Annotated in this window: 14 protein-coding genes; 5 read left to right on the forward strand and 9 right to left on the reverse strand. The window is 65.8% G+C overall.

Annotated elements, in window-relative coordinates; genetic code table 11:
- From otnC to denD, 4 genes are all read left to right on the forward strand, one after another.
- On the forward strand, positions 1-642 hold the full coding sequence (otnC, locus tag D9X30_RS03835) for a 3-oxo-tetronate 4-phosphate decarboxylase (RefSeq protein ID WP_153948202.1): 642 nt from the start codon (positions 1-3) through the stop codon (positions 640-642).
- 192 nt (positions 643-834) lie between these two features.
- Positions 835-2,193 (forward strand): MFS transporter, encoded by a 1,359-nt coding sequence (locus tag D9X30_RS03840; RefSeq protein ID WP_153948201.1) that lies wholly within the window; start codon positions 835-837, stop codon positions 2,191-2,193.
- A gap of 28 nt (positions 2,194-2,221) precedes the next feature.
- On the forward strand, positions 2,222-3,004 hold the full coding sequence (gene otnI / locus D9X30_RS03845) for a 2-oxo-tetronate isomerase (RefSeq protein ID WP_153948200.1): 783 nt from the start codon (positions 2,222-2,224) through the stop codon (positions 3,002-3,004).
- Positions 3,005-3,035: 31 nt separating this feature from the next.
- Complete coding sequence (gene denD / locus D9X30_RS03850) at positions 3,036-4,007, forward strand: D-erythronate dehydrogenase (protein WP_153948199.1); 972 nt, start codon at positions 3,036-3,038, stop codon at positions 4,005-4,007.
- 220 nt (positions 4,008-4,227) lie between these two features.
- On the opposite strand, the gene D9X30_RS03855 is transcribed toward denD, so the two are convergent.
- From D9X30_RS03855 to D9X30_RS03865, 3 genes are all read right to left on the reverse strand, one after another.
- Positions 4,228-4,665, reverse strand: coding sequence for a YbgC/FadM family acyl-CoA thioesterase (locus tag D9X30_RS03855; protein WP_153948198.1), 438 nt, complete (start codon positions 4,663-4,665; stop codon positions 4,228-4,230).
- Positions 4,666-4,726: 61 nt separating this feature from the next.
- Positions 4,727-5,710: a tripartite tricarboxylate transporter substrate binding protein gene (locus D9X30_RS03860; RefSeq protein WP_153948197.1), complete on the reverse strand. Its 984-nt coding sequence runs from the start codon at positions 5,708-5,710 to the stop codon at positions 4,727-4,729.
- 117 nt (positions 5,711-5,827) lie between these two features.
- Positions 5,828-6,826: an alpha/beta hydrolase gene (locus D9X30_RS03865; protein ID WP_228770937.1), complete on the reverse strand. Its 999-nt coding sequence runs from the start codon at positions 6,824-6,826 to the stop codon at positions 5,828-5,830.
- Between the two features lie 286 nt (positions 6,827-7,112).
- On the opposite strand from D9X30_RS03865, the gene D9X30_RS03870 reads away from it, so the two are divergent.
- On the forward strand, positions 7,113-7,634 hold the full coding sequence (locus D9X30_RS03870) for an O-acetyl-ADP-ribose deacetylase (protein WP_153948195.1): 522 nt from the start codon (positions 7,113-7,115) through the stop codon (positions 7,632-7,634).
- Positions 7,635-7,697: 63 nt separating this feature from the next.
- On the opposite strand, the gene D9X30_RS03875 is transcribed toward D9X30_RS03870, so the two are convergent.
- From D9X30_RS03875 to D9X30_RS03900, 6 genes are all read right to left on the reverse strand, one after another.
- Positions 7,698-8,618: an alpha/beta fold hydrolase gene (locus D9X30_RS03875; RefSeq protein WP_153948194.1), complete on the reverse strand. Its 921-nt coding sequence runs from the start codon at positions 8,616-8,618 to the stop codon at positions 7,698-7,700.
- Between the two features lie 66 nt (positions 8,619-8,684).
- Entirely contained in the window at positions 8,685-9,587 is a 903-nt protein-coding gene (locus D9X30_RS03880) for an SDR family oxidoreductase (protein WP_153948193.1), read from the reverse strand.
- Positions 9,588-9,705: 118 nt separating this feature from the next.
- Positions 9,706-10,641, reverse strand: a complete 936-nt coding sequence (locus D9X30_RS03885) for a glutathione S-transferase family protein (RefSeq protein WP_153948192.1) — start codon at positions 10,639-10,641, stop codon at positions 9,706-9,708.
- Between the two features lie 44 nt (positions 10,642-10,685).
- On the reverse strand, positions 10,686-11,528 hold the full coding sequence (locus tag D9X30_RS03890) for a class II aldolase/adducin family protein (RefSeq protein ID WP_153948191.1): 843 nt from the start codon (positions 11,526-11,528) through the stop codon (positions 10,686-10,688).
- Positions 11,529-11,560: 32 nt separating this feature from the next.
- On the reverse strand, positions 11,561-12,574 hold the full coding sequence (locus D9X30_RS03895; protein ID WP_153948190.1) for an NADP-dependent oxidoreductase: 1,014 nt from the start codon (positions 12,572-12,574) through the stop codon (positions 11,561-11,563).
- Between the two features lie 85 nt (positions 12,575-12,659).
- On the reverse strand, positions 12,660-13,091 hold the full coding sequence (locus D9X30_RS03900; RefSeq protein WP_153948189.1) for a PaaI family thioesterase: 432 nt from the start codon (positions 13,089-13,091) through the stop codon (positions 12,660-12,662).
- Between the last annotated feature and the right edge of the window lie 54 nt (positions 13,092-13,145).

Genomic DNA, 13,145 nt, shown 5'->3' on the forward strand with positions numbered 1-13,145 from the left:
ATGAGCCAGAACGAAAGCGCGTTGCGCGAAGAGATCTGCCGCGTCGGCGCCAGCCTGTTCCAGCGCGGCTACACGGTCGGCACGGCCGGCAACATCAGCGCCCGCCTGGAAGACGGCTGGCTGATCACGCCCACCGATGCCTGCCTGGGCACGCTCGATCCGGCCAGGGTGGCCAAGGTGGCCACCGACGGCACCTGGGTATCGGGCGACAAGCCGTCGAAGACGCTGACGCTGCACCGCTGCGTCTACGACAACAACCCGAACGCCCACGGCGTGGTGCATACCCATTCGACACATCTGGTGGCCCTGACGCTGGCCGGCGTCTGGCAGCCCGACGACGTGCTGCCGCCGATCACGCCGTACTACGTGATGAAGGTGGGCCATATCCCGCTGATTCCGTACCACCGCCCCGGCGACCCCGCCGTGGCCGCCCGCGTGGCGCAGCTGGCCCGCGAGGTACGGGGCGTGCTGCTGGCGCGCCTGGGCCCGGTGGTGTGGGAAGACAGCGTGTCGCGCGCGGCCTGGGCGCTGGAGGAGCTGGAGGAAACCGCCCGGCTCTGGATGATGCTGCGGGACAAGCCCGCCCCGCTCGATGAAGCCGCGCTGGCGGAACTGCGCGACACGTTCAAGGCGAGGTGGTGAACCAAGTAATACCTACCGACTGATTGTTTCTCCCCTCTCCCGCCTGGCGGGAGAGGGGCCGGGGGAGAGGACCAGCGCATCCCCCAGGCGACGCCACAAAATAAACGCCCCTGTCCTCTCCCCAACCCTCTCCCGCCCTGCGGGAGAGGGAGCAAACCGGCTGAATTTTCAATACACGTGGAGACTGACCAGATGACCGCTTCCAACCCCGCGGTGGGGACCCCTGCCGCCGACGCACGGCTCGACGCCGACGCCGCCACCGAAAAGACCGCCTACACCAAGGTGTTCTGGCGCATCATGCCGTTCCTGATGCTGTGCTACGTGATCGCCTATCTCGATCGCGTCAACGTGGGCTTCGCCAAGCTGCAGATGGCGCAGGACCTGCAGTTCTCGGAGACCGTGTTCGGCCTGGGCGCCGGCCTGTTCTTTATCGGCTACTTCCTGTTCGAGGTGCCCAGCAACCTGCTGATGCACCGCATCGGCGCGCGCGTCTGGATCGCGCGGATCATGATCACGTGGGGCATCATCTCGGCCGCGTTCGTGTTCGTGCAGACGCCCACGCAGTTCTACGTCATGCGCTTCCTGCTGGGCCTGGCGGAGGCGGGCTTCTATCCGGGCGTGATCCTGTACCTGACGTACTGGTATCCGTCGCACCGCCGCGCCAGGATGATCGCGCTGTTCATGTCGGGCATCCCGGTGGCCGGCATGTTCGGCAACCCGCTGTCGGGCTGGATCATGGACGCGTTCCACGACACCCACGGCTGGGCCGGCTGGCAATGGATGTTCTTTATCGAGGCGCTGCCCGCGTTTGCCATCGGCATCGTGACGATCTTCGTGCTGCGCGACGGCATCGACAAGGCGCCGTGGCTCAGCCATGACGAAAAGCGCGTGCTCAAGCGCAATATCGAGGAAGACGAGCGCGCCGCATCGGCCGCCGCCGCGGCCAATGGCCAGCGCGACATGCATTCGCTGGGCGCCGTGTTCAGCGACCGCCGCGTCTGGTGGATGTGCCTGATCTACTTCTGCTTCGTGACCGGCCAGTATGCGCTGACGTTCTGGATGCCGACCCTGGTCAAGGCCAGCGGCGTGACGGGCAACCTCAACATCGGCCTGCTGTCCGCCATCCCGTTCATCTGCGCGATCGTCGTCATGAACATCCTGGGCCATAGCGCCGATGCCCGCCGCGAACGCCGCTGGCACCTGATCGTGCCCGCGCTGATGGGTGCCACGGGCTTTGCGATTGCGGCGTCCTTCACCCACAATACCCCGGTGGCCATTGCGGCGCTGTCGCTGGCCGCAGCCGGTGTGCTGACCTGCGCGCCGCTGTTCTGGTCGCTGCCGACCGCGTTCCTGAGCGGCATTGCCGCCGCGTCGGGCATCGCCGTGGTCAACTCGGTGGGCAACCTGGCAGGCTTTGTGTCGCCGTACATGGTGGGCGCGCTCAAGGACCTGACGCATAGCACGCAATTGCCGATGTATGTGCTGTCGGCCATCCTGATCGTGGGCGCCCTGCTGGTGTGGCTGACCCCGGCCCGGCTGGTCAACCGCTGATCGAACCTGACGTTCAAGGAGACCTGACATGCCGCGCTTTGCCGCGAACCTCTCGATGATGTACACGGAACACGACTTCCTGGACCGCTTTGCCGCTGCGGCAAAGGACGGCTTCCAGGCCGTGGAGTACCTGTTCCCGTACGACCATCCGGCCGCCGAGATCCGCCAGCGGCTGGACGCGCACGGCCTGACCCAGGCCCTGTTCAACGCGCCGCCAGGCGACTGGGCCGCCGGCGAGCGCGGCATCGCCGCCCTGCCCGGGCGCGAGACCGAGTTCCGCAACGCATTTGCCAAGGCGCTGGAATACGCGGCCGTGATCGGCAACGACCGCGTGCACGTGATGGCCGGCCTCGTTCCGGCCGACGCCGACCGCGCCCGCTGCCGTGCCGTCTACCTGGAAAACCTGGCCTACGCCGCCGCGTCGGCCGCCGCGCACGGCATCACGGTGCTGATCGAGCCGATCAACACGCGCGACATGCCGGGCTACTTCCTGAACCGCCAGGACGACGCCCAGGCCATCTGCCAGCAGGTGGGCGCCGCCAACCTGAAGGTGCAGTTCGACTGCTACCACTGCCAGATCGTGGAAGGCGACATCGCCAAGAAGCTGGCACGCGATTTTGGTGGCATCGGCCATATCCAGATTGCAGGCGTGCCCGAGCGGCACGAGCCGGACATCGGCGAACTGAACTACCCGTACCTGTTCGACGTGATCGACCGGCTCGGCTACACGGGCTGGATTGGCTGCGAGTACCGGCCGCGTGCCGGCACGTCCGAGGGCCTGGGCTGGCTCAAGCCGTACCTGAAGCGTTGATCCTCTGAAAACCCACAGGATTGTTGCAACCATGAACGTACTGATTACCGGCGGTGCCGGATTCCTGGGCCTGCAACTGGCCCGCCTGCTGCTCAAGCGCGGCACGCTGAACCTGGACGGACGCGCCGTCACGATCGACAGGCTCACGCTGCTCGACGTGGTGGCGCCCCAGATCGACGATGCCCGCGTGCGCGTGGTGACGGGCGACCTGTCCGACCCGGCCGTGCTGGCGCAGGCCATCGACCGGGATACCGGCGCGATCTTCCACCTGGCCGCCGTGGTCAGCGGCCAGGCCGAGGCCGATTTCGACCTGGGCATGCGCGTGAACCTGGACGCCTCGCGGGCACTGCTGGAAACGTGCCGCCAGGCCGGCCACGTGCCGCGCGTGGTGTTCACGAGTTCGGTGGCCGTCTATGGCGGCAAGCTGCCGGGCGTGGTACAGGACGATACCGCGCTGAATCCGCAGTCTTCGTACGGCGCGCAGAAGGCCATCGGTGAACTGCTGCTGTCCGACTACAGTCGCAAGGGCTTTGTCGATGGCCGCGTGCTGCGCCTGCCGACGATCAGCGTGCGCCCCGGCAAGCCCAATGCCGCCGCGTCGTCGTTTGCCAGCGGCATCATCCGCGAACCGCTGTCGGGCGTGGCGGCCAACTGCCCGGTACACCCGGACACCGCGCTGTGGCTGCTGTCGCCACGCGGGGCGATCCAGGCGCTGGTCAATGGCATCGAACTGGACGGCGCGCGCTTTGGCAACCGTCGCGTGGTGAACCTGCCGGGACTGTCGGTGACGGCCGCGCAGATGGTGGACGCCCTGCGCCGCGTGGCCGGCGATGCGGTGGCCGACCGCGTGACATGGCAGCGCGAAGAGCGCATCGAGAAGATCGTTGGTACGTGGCCGGCGGCGTGGGACCCTTCCCGCGCGCTGGAACTGGGCTTTGTCAGCGATGCCAGCTTTGACGATGTGATTCGGGCTTATGCGGAGGATGCGGGGATCTCGCTTTGAGTTAGCCGTATCGCTATTGAGCCGCTGGCCCTCTCCCCCGCCCCTCTCCCGCAGAGCGGGAGAGGGGAGAAAACAAGGGGCACGGCAACCGCTGGCCTCTCTCCCACAGAGCGGGAGAAGGGAGAAGCAAGGGGCACGGCAACCGCTGTTGAGCTCCCTCTCCCGCCTTGCGGGAGAGGGGCCGGGGGAGAGGGCGAGCGCCTCAAACCCTCCCCACGCTTCACGCAGCAGGCTTCGTTACCTCCCACGCCTCGATCTGCTCCCTTACCTGCGCCGGAATCGGCGCCGACTTCTGCGTCTGCGGATCGGCACACACGTAGACGATCTCCCCGGTGATCAGGTGTTCGTCGCCGCGGTACATCTCCACGCGAAACAGCAGGCTCGACCGACCCAGCCGCGCCATGCGGCCACGGATATCGAGCATGTCGTCGAAGCGTGCCGAGGCGTGGTATTCGAGCGTGGACTTGACCACGAAGATGTCCACGCCATGCGCGTGCAGCACGTCTTCGGGGTAGCGGATGCCCACCGCGCGCCAGTATTCGGTCACGCAGATATCGCAGTAGGTCAGGTAGTGCGCGTTGAAGACGATCGACTGCGGATCGACTTCGGCCCAGCGCACGCGCAGCGGCATGCTGTGGCGGAAATCCTCTTTGGCCATCTGGCACAGGCTCCCAATGAAAAACGGGGCGCTCCGTGGAACGCCCCGTCCGATGACAGGCTTATTGCGGCTTGTTCAGCCCGAGCTTCTCGATGATCGCGCGCTCGCGCTTGACCGTGTCTGCCGCAAACGCCGCGTACTGGGTGGAGCTCATGTAGTACGGCTCCATGTCGAACTTGGCCAGCGATTCGCGGTAGTTCGGCATTTCCATGGCCTGCTTGAACGCGTCATGCAGCTTCTTGACGATGGCCGGATCGGTGCCCTTGGGCGCCACCAGGCCAAACGGCGAGGTCTGCACGATGCCCATGCCCAGTTCCTTCAGCGTCGGCACGTTCGGGAAGCGTGCCGAACGCTTTTCACCCCAGGTGGACAGCAGGCGCAGCTTGCCCGATTCCACGTACTGCGCCCAGGCCGGCGTATCGGCCACCGACATCACGTGGCCGCCCAGCAGCGCCTGCATCGACTCCGAGTTGCCCTTGTACGGGATGTGCGAGAACTGCACGCCCTGGCGCATGGCCAGGTCTTCCATGGTCAGGTGCAGCGTGGTCATCGACCCCGGCGAACCGTAGGTCAGCTTGCCCGGATTGGCCTTGGCGTAGGCGATGTAGTCCTGCATCGTCTTGATCGGCGAATCGGCCGGCACCACCAGGCCAAACGAATAGCCGGCCAGGTTGATGATGTAGCTCAGGTCCTTGACCGGGTCCCAGTTGATCTTGGTGGTGTACGGCAGGCGGTACACGGGCATGGCCACCTGCGCCAGAGTGTAGCCGTCCGGGGCCGTGGACTGCATCATCTGCGCGGGCAGCACGCCGCCGGCGCCGGGCTTGTTCTCGACGATCACGGGCTGGCCCAGGATCTTCGAGGCGTTTTCCGCCAGCACGCGGAACGGGATGTCGGTGGAACCGCCGGCCGTGTAGCCGATGATCAGGCGAATCGGGCGATTCGGGAATTTGTCCGCCTGGGCGTGTGCCGGCATGGCGGCCAGTCCAACTGCGGCCGAAGCGGCGATCAGGCCCACCTGGGCCATAAAGTGGCGGCGTTGCATGAGTGTTGTCTCCTTCTGCTGCAAAAATGCACTGTTGCGACTTCGATAAACCGTGAAACAGATGCAGGCCCGCCCCGGTTGTTATGGGCAGGGGTCAGGCCAAAATTCGTTAATTGACTATGTCTGGAACGCCTCCCGCAGCGCAGCGATGGCGTCGGCATGGGCGCCTGCCACGGCATGGATAAAGCGTCCCATCTTGAAGAAATCGTGAATCATCGTCGGGTAGTCGGCCAGCGTGGCGGCCACACCGGCCCCTTGCAGCTTGGCGGCGTAGGCCACGCCTTCGTCGTGCAGCGGGTCGTAGCCGGCCACGGCGATCCACGCCGGGCATACGCCCCGGACGTCGGCCCCGTGCCCGCCACCGTCGAGCGGCGCAAAGCGCCAGTCGTCGCGGCTGGCATCCTGGTCCAGATACTGGCCAAAGAACCACTGGATCATGTCGGCCGTCAGCAGGTAGCCATCGGCCAGCGCGTGGTGCGATGGGGTGTCCTGGCGCGCGCTGGTGCCGGGATAGATCAGCATCTGCAGCACCGGCTTCAGGCCGGTATCGCGCGCCTCGACGGCACAGGCCGCCGCCAGCGTACCGCCCGCGCTGTCGCCGCCGATGGCGATCCGGGCGGGGTCGGCGCCGAGGCGGGCCGCTTCGTCGAACACCCAATGCAGCACGTCGAACGCGTCGTTGGCGGCGGTCGGAAATTTCCACGCCGGGCCGAGCCGGTAATCCACGGACAGCACCAGGCAATCGGCACCATTGCAGAACACGCGGCACAGCGAGTCATGCGAATGAATGCTGCCGACCGTGAACCCGCCGCCGTGGAAGTAGACCAGCAGCGGCAGCGGGTCGGCCCAGCTGGCTTCGCGCGGCGCATAGAGCCGCACCGGAATGGCGTACCCATCCCGGGCCGTGACCGCGAAATCCTCGACGCTGTGTACCGCGGCCGGCGACAAGTCCAGAATCGGCGCGCTCTTTTCGTAGCCGATCTTGGCGTCCGCCGGGTCCATCGTATGGATCGCCGGACGCTTGGCCCGCGCAATCAGTTCCAGCAGCTGCGCGACCTGGGGGTCGAGCGGCTGGGCAGGCAAGCCGGGAACGGACGGAGAAGGCTGAGCGGACATAGGAACAGTCGAAATCGGATAATCGGCCATGTTAGACCGATACCGACCGGGGGCACACCGGGATCACAGGCTCAACAACAATTCGAATTGTGAACGGTCGTTCGATTTCCGTATCATGCCAGCCTTTCCGGCCTGCAGCATTACGAAATAACCCTCAAGACAACGCCTGAAGCACCTTTTGCGCGATCACCGGCCATGCTTGCGATGCTGCCGGGCGCACGTTCCGCGCCTATGCTTGTAGGGGCGTGCAACGCCAGCACGGCACCCCGACTAAACAGGAGACACCATGACAGGCGAACACTTGCAGGTTGTGCATGGGGATATCACGAGGATGGAGGTCGATGCCATCGTCAACGCGGCCAATAGCGGGCTGCTGGGCGGAGGCGGCGTGGACGGCGCCATTCACGGCGCGGGCGGGCCGGCCATCGGGGCCGCTTGCCGGGCGATTCGCGATGCCCAGGGCGGGTGTCCGACTGGCGAGGCGGTGATCACGACGGGCGGGCTGCTGCCGGCCCCCTATGTCATCCACGCCGTGGGGCCTGTGTGGAAAGGCGGCAGCGAGAATGAAGATGCCCTGCTGGCCAGCGCCTATCGCAACAGCATCCGGCTGGCGGGCGAACATAATCTGCGCACGGTGGCTTTTCCGAACATCAGCACGGGCATCTACGGCTTCCCGCGCGAGCGCGCCGTCGATATCGCCATCGCGGCGGTACGCGACGCGCTGGGCCGCGCCCCGTCGATCGAGCAGGTGACCTTTGTCTGCTTCGACGACGAGAACTACAAGCTGTATCGCGAGCGGCTCAAATAGGCGGCAGCGCGCTGGCGGCTACGGTTCGAGCCGCCAGTGCGCGGCCTTCCTTCCCACGTGCCACTACGGCAGCGCGCTGCGGATCAGCAGATTGATCCGCTCGGGCTGCTCGTGGATGACCCAGTGCGTGCCTTCGGGAATACGCTCCAGGCGCAGGTCCGGCACGAAATTTTCGAGCCCGTCCACCAGCGACTTTGGCAGCGCGCGGTCGTTTTCGCCCCAGATCACCAGGGTCGGCACCCGGATCACGAACATCGCGGGGTCCAGCCGCGAGATATCCGGCGCGGTCTCGCCCGGCGCCGGCGGGTGCATCGGCGTGGCCCGGTAGTAGTTGACGCCGCCGGTCAGCGGGTGCGAATCGTCGTCGCCGGGCGCCGACCATGCCGCGTGATACTTCGCGCGGGTCTCGCCCGTGAACCAGGCCGGCACGGCGCCCGCCTCGCCCGTCAGCATCTTTTCCAGCAAGGCAAAGTCGTTGGCCGCCAGCGCCTGCTCCGAACCGGGCTTGCGCAGCCAGTTCATGTAAGCCGACGCCTGCTGCTGCGCCGGATCGGCCGACAGCGCCCGGGCGAACAGGTACGGATGAGGCGAGTTGATGATGACAAAGCGTTCGACCAGCTCCGGAAACTGCGCCACCAGATTCCAGCAGACCGCCCCGCCCCAGTCGTGCGCCACGATCGTGCATCGCTCGTAGCCCAGCACCCGGATGAACTGCACCAGGTCTTCGACCAGCAGCTTCGGCTTGTAGGCGTCGGCCGACGCCGGTTTGCTCGACAGGTTGAAGCCGCGCAGGTCTGGCGCCACCGCGAAGTGGGTCTGGCCGAATTCCGCCAGTTGCCGCTCCCACGCGTACCAGAACTCGGGGAAGCCATGCACGAACAGGATCAGCGGCTTGCCCTGCTCGCCCGCACTGCCGTAATGCAGCCGCGTGCCGTTGGGCAGGTTGGCGAACTGCAAATGATGGATCACGGCGGGTGCGGTCATCGTTGTCTCCCTGGCTATGTCTGCCATCACAGGTCTCCCGATCGACGATGCAAGAAAGTGGCCAGGTCAGCCGCGCAGCGCGGCAACCAGGCCGGCGCGGACTTCGGGCTTGTCGCCGAACGGATCGCCAGGATTACGCTGGTTGACGATGTCCTCCATGCGGTTGCGCACCGTGGCCAGGGCCTGCGGGTGGGAATAAATATAGAAGCTTTCGTCGCGGATGGCATCGAACGTCATCTGCGCGACGTCCGCCGCGGTGACCTTGCCCGAATTGACTGCCTTGTCCGACAGCGCCTGCGACACCATCTGCGAGCGCGTCGGCGGCGCGTCGTTGGCCAGGCCGGCAGGCCGGTTGCGCTGCGACTGGCTGATGCCGGTCGGCACGAAGTATGGGCACAGAACCGAGCAGCGCACCTGTTCGGTGACCAGGCTCAGGTCCTGGTAGAGCGTTTCGGTCAGCGACACCACCGCATGCTTGGACACGTTGTAGACGCCCATCGCCGGCGGGTTCAGCAGCCCGGCCATCGACGCCGTATTGACGATGTGGCCCTGGAAGCCGGGGTCCTTCTTGGCGGCCTCCAGCATCAGCGGCGTGAAGATGCGCACGCCGTGGATCACCCCGTACAGGTTGACGCCGAGCACCCACTCCCAGTCCTTCTCGGAGTTTTCCCACAGCAGGCCGCCCGCACCGACGCCGGCGTTGTTGAAAACGAGGTTGACCTCGCCGAAGGCCGTCAGGGCCGCATCGGCCAGCGCCTGAACCTCTTCGCCTTTCGAGACATCCGTGCGCAGCCCGATCACCTGGGCGCCCTGCGCCTTGAATTCGGCCACCGCGGCGTCGAGCGCGTCTTCCTGGACATCGGCCAGCACAAGCTTCATGCCCGACTGGGCGCCAATCCGCGCGAACTCCTTGCCGAATCCCGATGCGCCGCCGGTAATGACGGCGACCTTGCCTTCGAACTGCTTCATGGGTGTCTCCTCCGTTCTCGGATATGTCCGGATATGTTCGGATATGTCTTGTGTTGATGGTCTTTGCTCCCCTCTCCCGCAAAGGGGGTGAGGGGGAAACACTGCACCACTGCGTGCCTTAGCCCGCCGCCTGCACGTGATAGCCCTGACGCGGGAAATGCACGTTGACCGCGCCTGCGCGCGGGTCCTGCCGGCGAATCGTGACCACGTGCTCGGTCAGCGTCAGCAGTACACCGGCCACCGGGTCCTTCGCGTAGTCGGTGGGCGTGACCGTGACCGCGTCACCGGCCGCAAAGCCGGCGCCGGGCAGGATGGTCGTGTCGTGCGGCAGCGGGTCGTGATCATAGGCATCGGCAATGGCGGATTCGGCAGGAATCACGCGCAGCTTGCCGTGGCCATACGCCTGCATGCGCGCGAACCACGTCTTGACCAGCGGATAGCCGTCGAGCAATGCCGCCAGCGCCGGGGCCCGCCGGATAAACCAGATGCAGTGAAACAGCGAGAAATCGGCAATCGACAGCTCCGGCCCGGCCACATGCTGCAGGCCGGTGGACAACTGCTCCTGCAACTGCGCGAAGGTCTCGTGCAGCATTGCCGCCGCCTCCGGCAACGGCATGCGCAGCGCGTTGGAGTCGCCGCGCATGGCCTTGCGGTCGGCCATGAAGGCCTGGATCTGCCCAGGCGACAGGTGCGACAGCATCGCCTGCACGCCGGCCGGCTGCATCGCGTAGGTCACGGTGGCCGTAAACAACGCGCTGTCGATCCAGGCCGCCATGATGCGCGACGGCGCGGCCTGCGCCACCGGATACAGCGGCGGATTGGGCGCCATGCGGTCCAGCACCGCGCAGATCAATGCCGTATCGCAATAGATATCGGCGCCGATCTGCATGACCGGCGTGCGGCGGTAGCCGCCGGTCAGCGCCGTGACATCGGGCTTGGGCATGATCGGCGGGATTTCCACCGCGCACCAGGACAAGCCCTTGGCGCCCAGCACGAGACGGACTTTCTCGGAAAACGGCGATGTTGCGTATTGATGAAGGATGATGTCGGGCATCTTGGCCTTTCAGGAGGAGAGAGATCGCGGAGATCGACTCCTGCTTAATCGAGCAGATCCGGCTGTTCTTTAACGATACGTGCGTATAACGGCTGGAACTGGAACCAGCCGGCCTGCGCCGTACCGACGATCGCGTAGGCCTGGCTGGCCGCCGCATCGCTGATCACCTTCGGTGCCTGGCCCGTCCGGGCGGCCGCCGATTCGGCCAGGATCTGTACCTGGCAAGACCGTTCCATCGTGATGAACCACCAGGCGGCCTCGTCCACGGTCTTGCCCACCGTCAGCAGGCCATGGTTCTGCAGGATGGCCGCCTTGTTCGGACCCAGCGCGTTGGCGATACGCTGGCCTTCGTCCAGTTCGACCACCACGCCCCCGAAGTCGTCGTACAACGCGTGGTCGTTGTAGAACGCGCAGACGTCCTGGGTCAGCGGATCAAGCTTGCGCCCCAGCGTGGACCACGCCCGACCGTACGTGCTGTGCGAATGGGCCGCGGCCACGGCGTCTTCACGCGTCTGGTGCACGCGCGAGTGAATGGCAAAGGCCGCTGCGTTCACTGGATAGTCGCCCTCCACCACGTTGCCGTGGTGGTCGCAGCGGATCAGGTTCGACACCTTGACGTGGCTGAAATGCACGCCAAACGGGTTGACCCAGAACGTGTCGGTGAACTCGGGGTCGCGCGCGGTGATATGGCCGGCCACGCCTTCGTCAAACCCGAATTTGGAGAACAGCCGGAACGCCGCCGCCAGCCGCTGCTTGCGGTGCAGCCGTTCCTGGGCCGGCGTGTCGAACTTCGGCGGGCGCGGCAGGTTGCGGTAGCGGGCCTTGACCTCCTCGGACAGGCCAGCGGCCATGTCATCTTTGGCATTGGCGGTTTGCGGGGCGTTCATGGCTGTCTCCTTTTTTGTGGGGTGGGTGCCGCTCAGACCATCTTCACGAGCTGCTTGCCGAAGTTCTTGCCCTTGAGCAGGCCGATAAAGGCTTCCGGCGCGCTGGCCAGCCCTTCGGCGATGCTCTCGCGGAACTTGATCTTGCCCTGCGCCACAAAACCGCCCAGTTCCTTGAGCGCCTGCGGCCAGACGTCCATGTGCTCGGACACGATAAAGCCCTCGATCTTGCAGCGCGACACCAGGATGGCGCGCGGGTTGCGGATCGGCATGTCCTGGCCGTCGTAGCCGGCGATCAGGCCGCACACGGCGATGCGCGCGAACGGGTTCAGGCGGGCCAGCACCACGTCGAGGATGTCGCCGCCGACGTTCTCGAAGTAGCCATCGACACCCTTGGGCGTCACGGCCTTGACCATCGCGTACAACTCCTTGGCGTCCTTGGCCGCCTTGTAGTCCACGCAGGCGTCGAAGCCTAGTTCACGGGTCACGTAGTCGCACTTGTCCTTGCCGCCGGCCACGCCCACCACATGGCAGCCGGCCAGCTTGGCCAGCTGGCCAACCACGCTGCCCACGGCGCCCGAGGCCGCACTGACGACGATGGTCTCGCCGGCCTTGGGGGCGATGATCTTGTTCAGGCCATACCAGGCGGTCACGCCGGGCATGCCGACCGAGCCCAGGTAGGCCGACAGCGGGATATGCGTGGTGTCCACCTTCTGCATGCCGCCCCCGTCGGTCACGCCGATTTCCTGCCAGCCAAACATGCCCACGACCTGGTCGCCGACATTCCACTTGGGGTTCTTGCTGGCGATGACCTCGCCGACGGTGCCGCCGATCATCACTTCGTCCAGCGGCTGCGGATCGGCGTACGACTTGCCGTCGCTCATGCGCCCGCGCATGTACGGGTCGAGCGACAGGAAATGATTGCGCACCATGACCTGGCCGTCGGCCAGCTCCGGCACGGCCACCTCTTCCAGGCGGAAATTCTCGGGCGTGACGGCTGCGGCCGGACGCGAGGCCAGAACGATGCGCTTGTAGGTTTGCTTCGACATGTGTGGATTCCTTCGCTCGGTTTGCGCGTGGCTTGCGCGGTGTTGCGCGGTTTATTGGGATGGAAGTACTGCTGGCGCGACGGGATCAGCCGTCGGCACCTGAATCCGCCGCCCCGGTTTCCCGCTTGGGCGGCATGCGCTTGATGTACTTGAACGTGCCGGAGGCCTTCGACACGATCTTGCCGTCGGCGTCGACGATCTCGCCTTCGCAGAACACCATCGTCGACGTACGATGCACGGTCTGCCCGCGCGCGGTCAGCTTGCCCCGCCCAGGCGCCATGAAGCTGGTCTTCATCTCGATAGTCACCACGCCCCGCCCTTCGGCGTCAGACGAGCGGCCGGCGATGGCCATCGCCACGTCGAGCAGGGTCATGATCACGCCGCCGTGCGCCATGTCCCAGCTGTTCTGGTGGCGCGTCTGCAGATCCAGCTCGATCTCGCTGCGGCCGCCTTCCATGGTGTTGCACAGCACGCCGAGATCGGCAAGGAACGGGATATTGAGTTGGCGCTGGGTCATGTTTGGGGCAATTGAAAAAATCTTCGGCCTGAATTATGCGCCGGCTTCGCGTCC

Origin of the sequence: Cupriavidus sp. U2, from assembly GCF_009663685.2 — a bacterium.
Lineage (GTDB): Bacteria > Pseudomonadota > Gammaproteobacteria > Burkholderiales > Burkholderiaceae > Cupriavidus > Cupriavidus necator_C.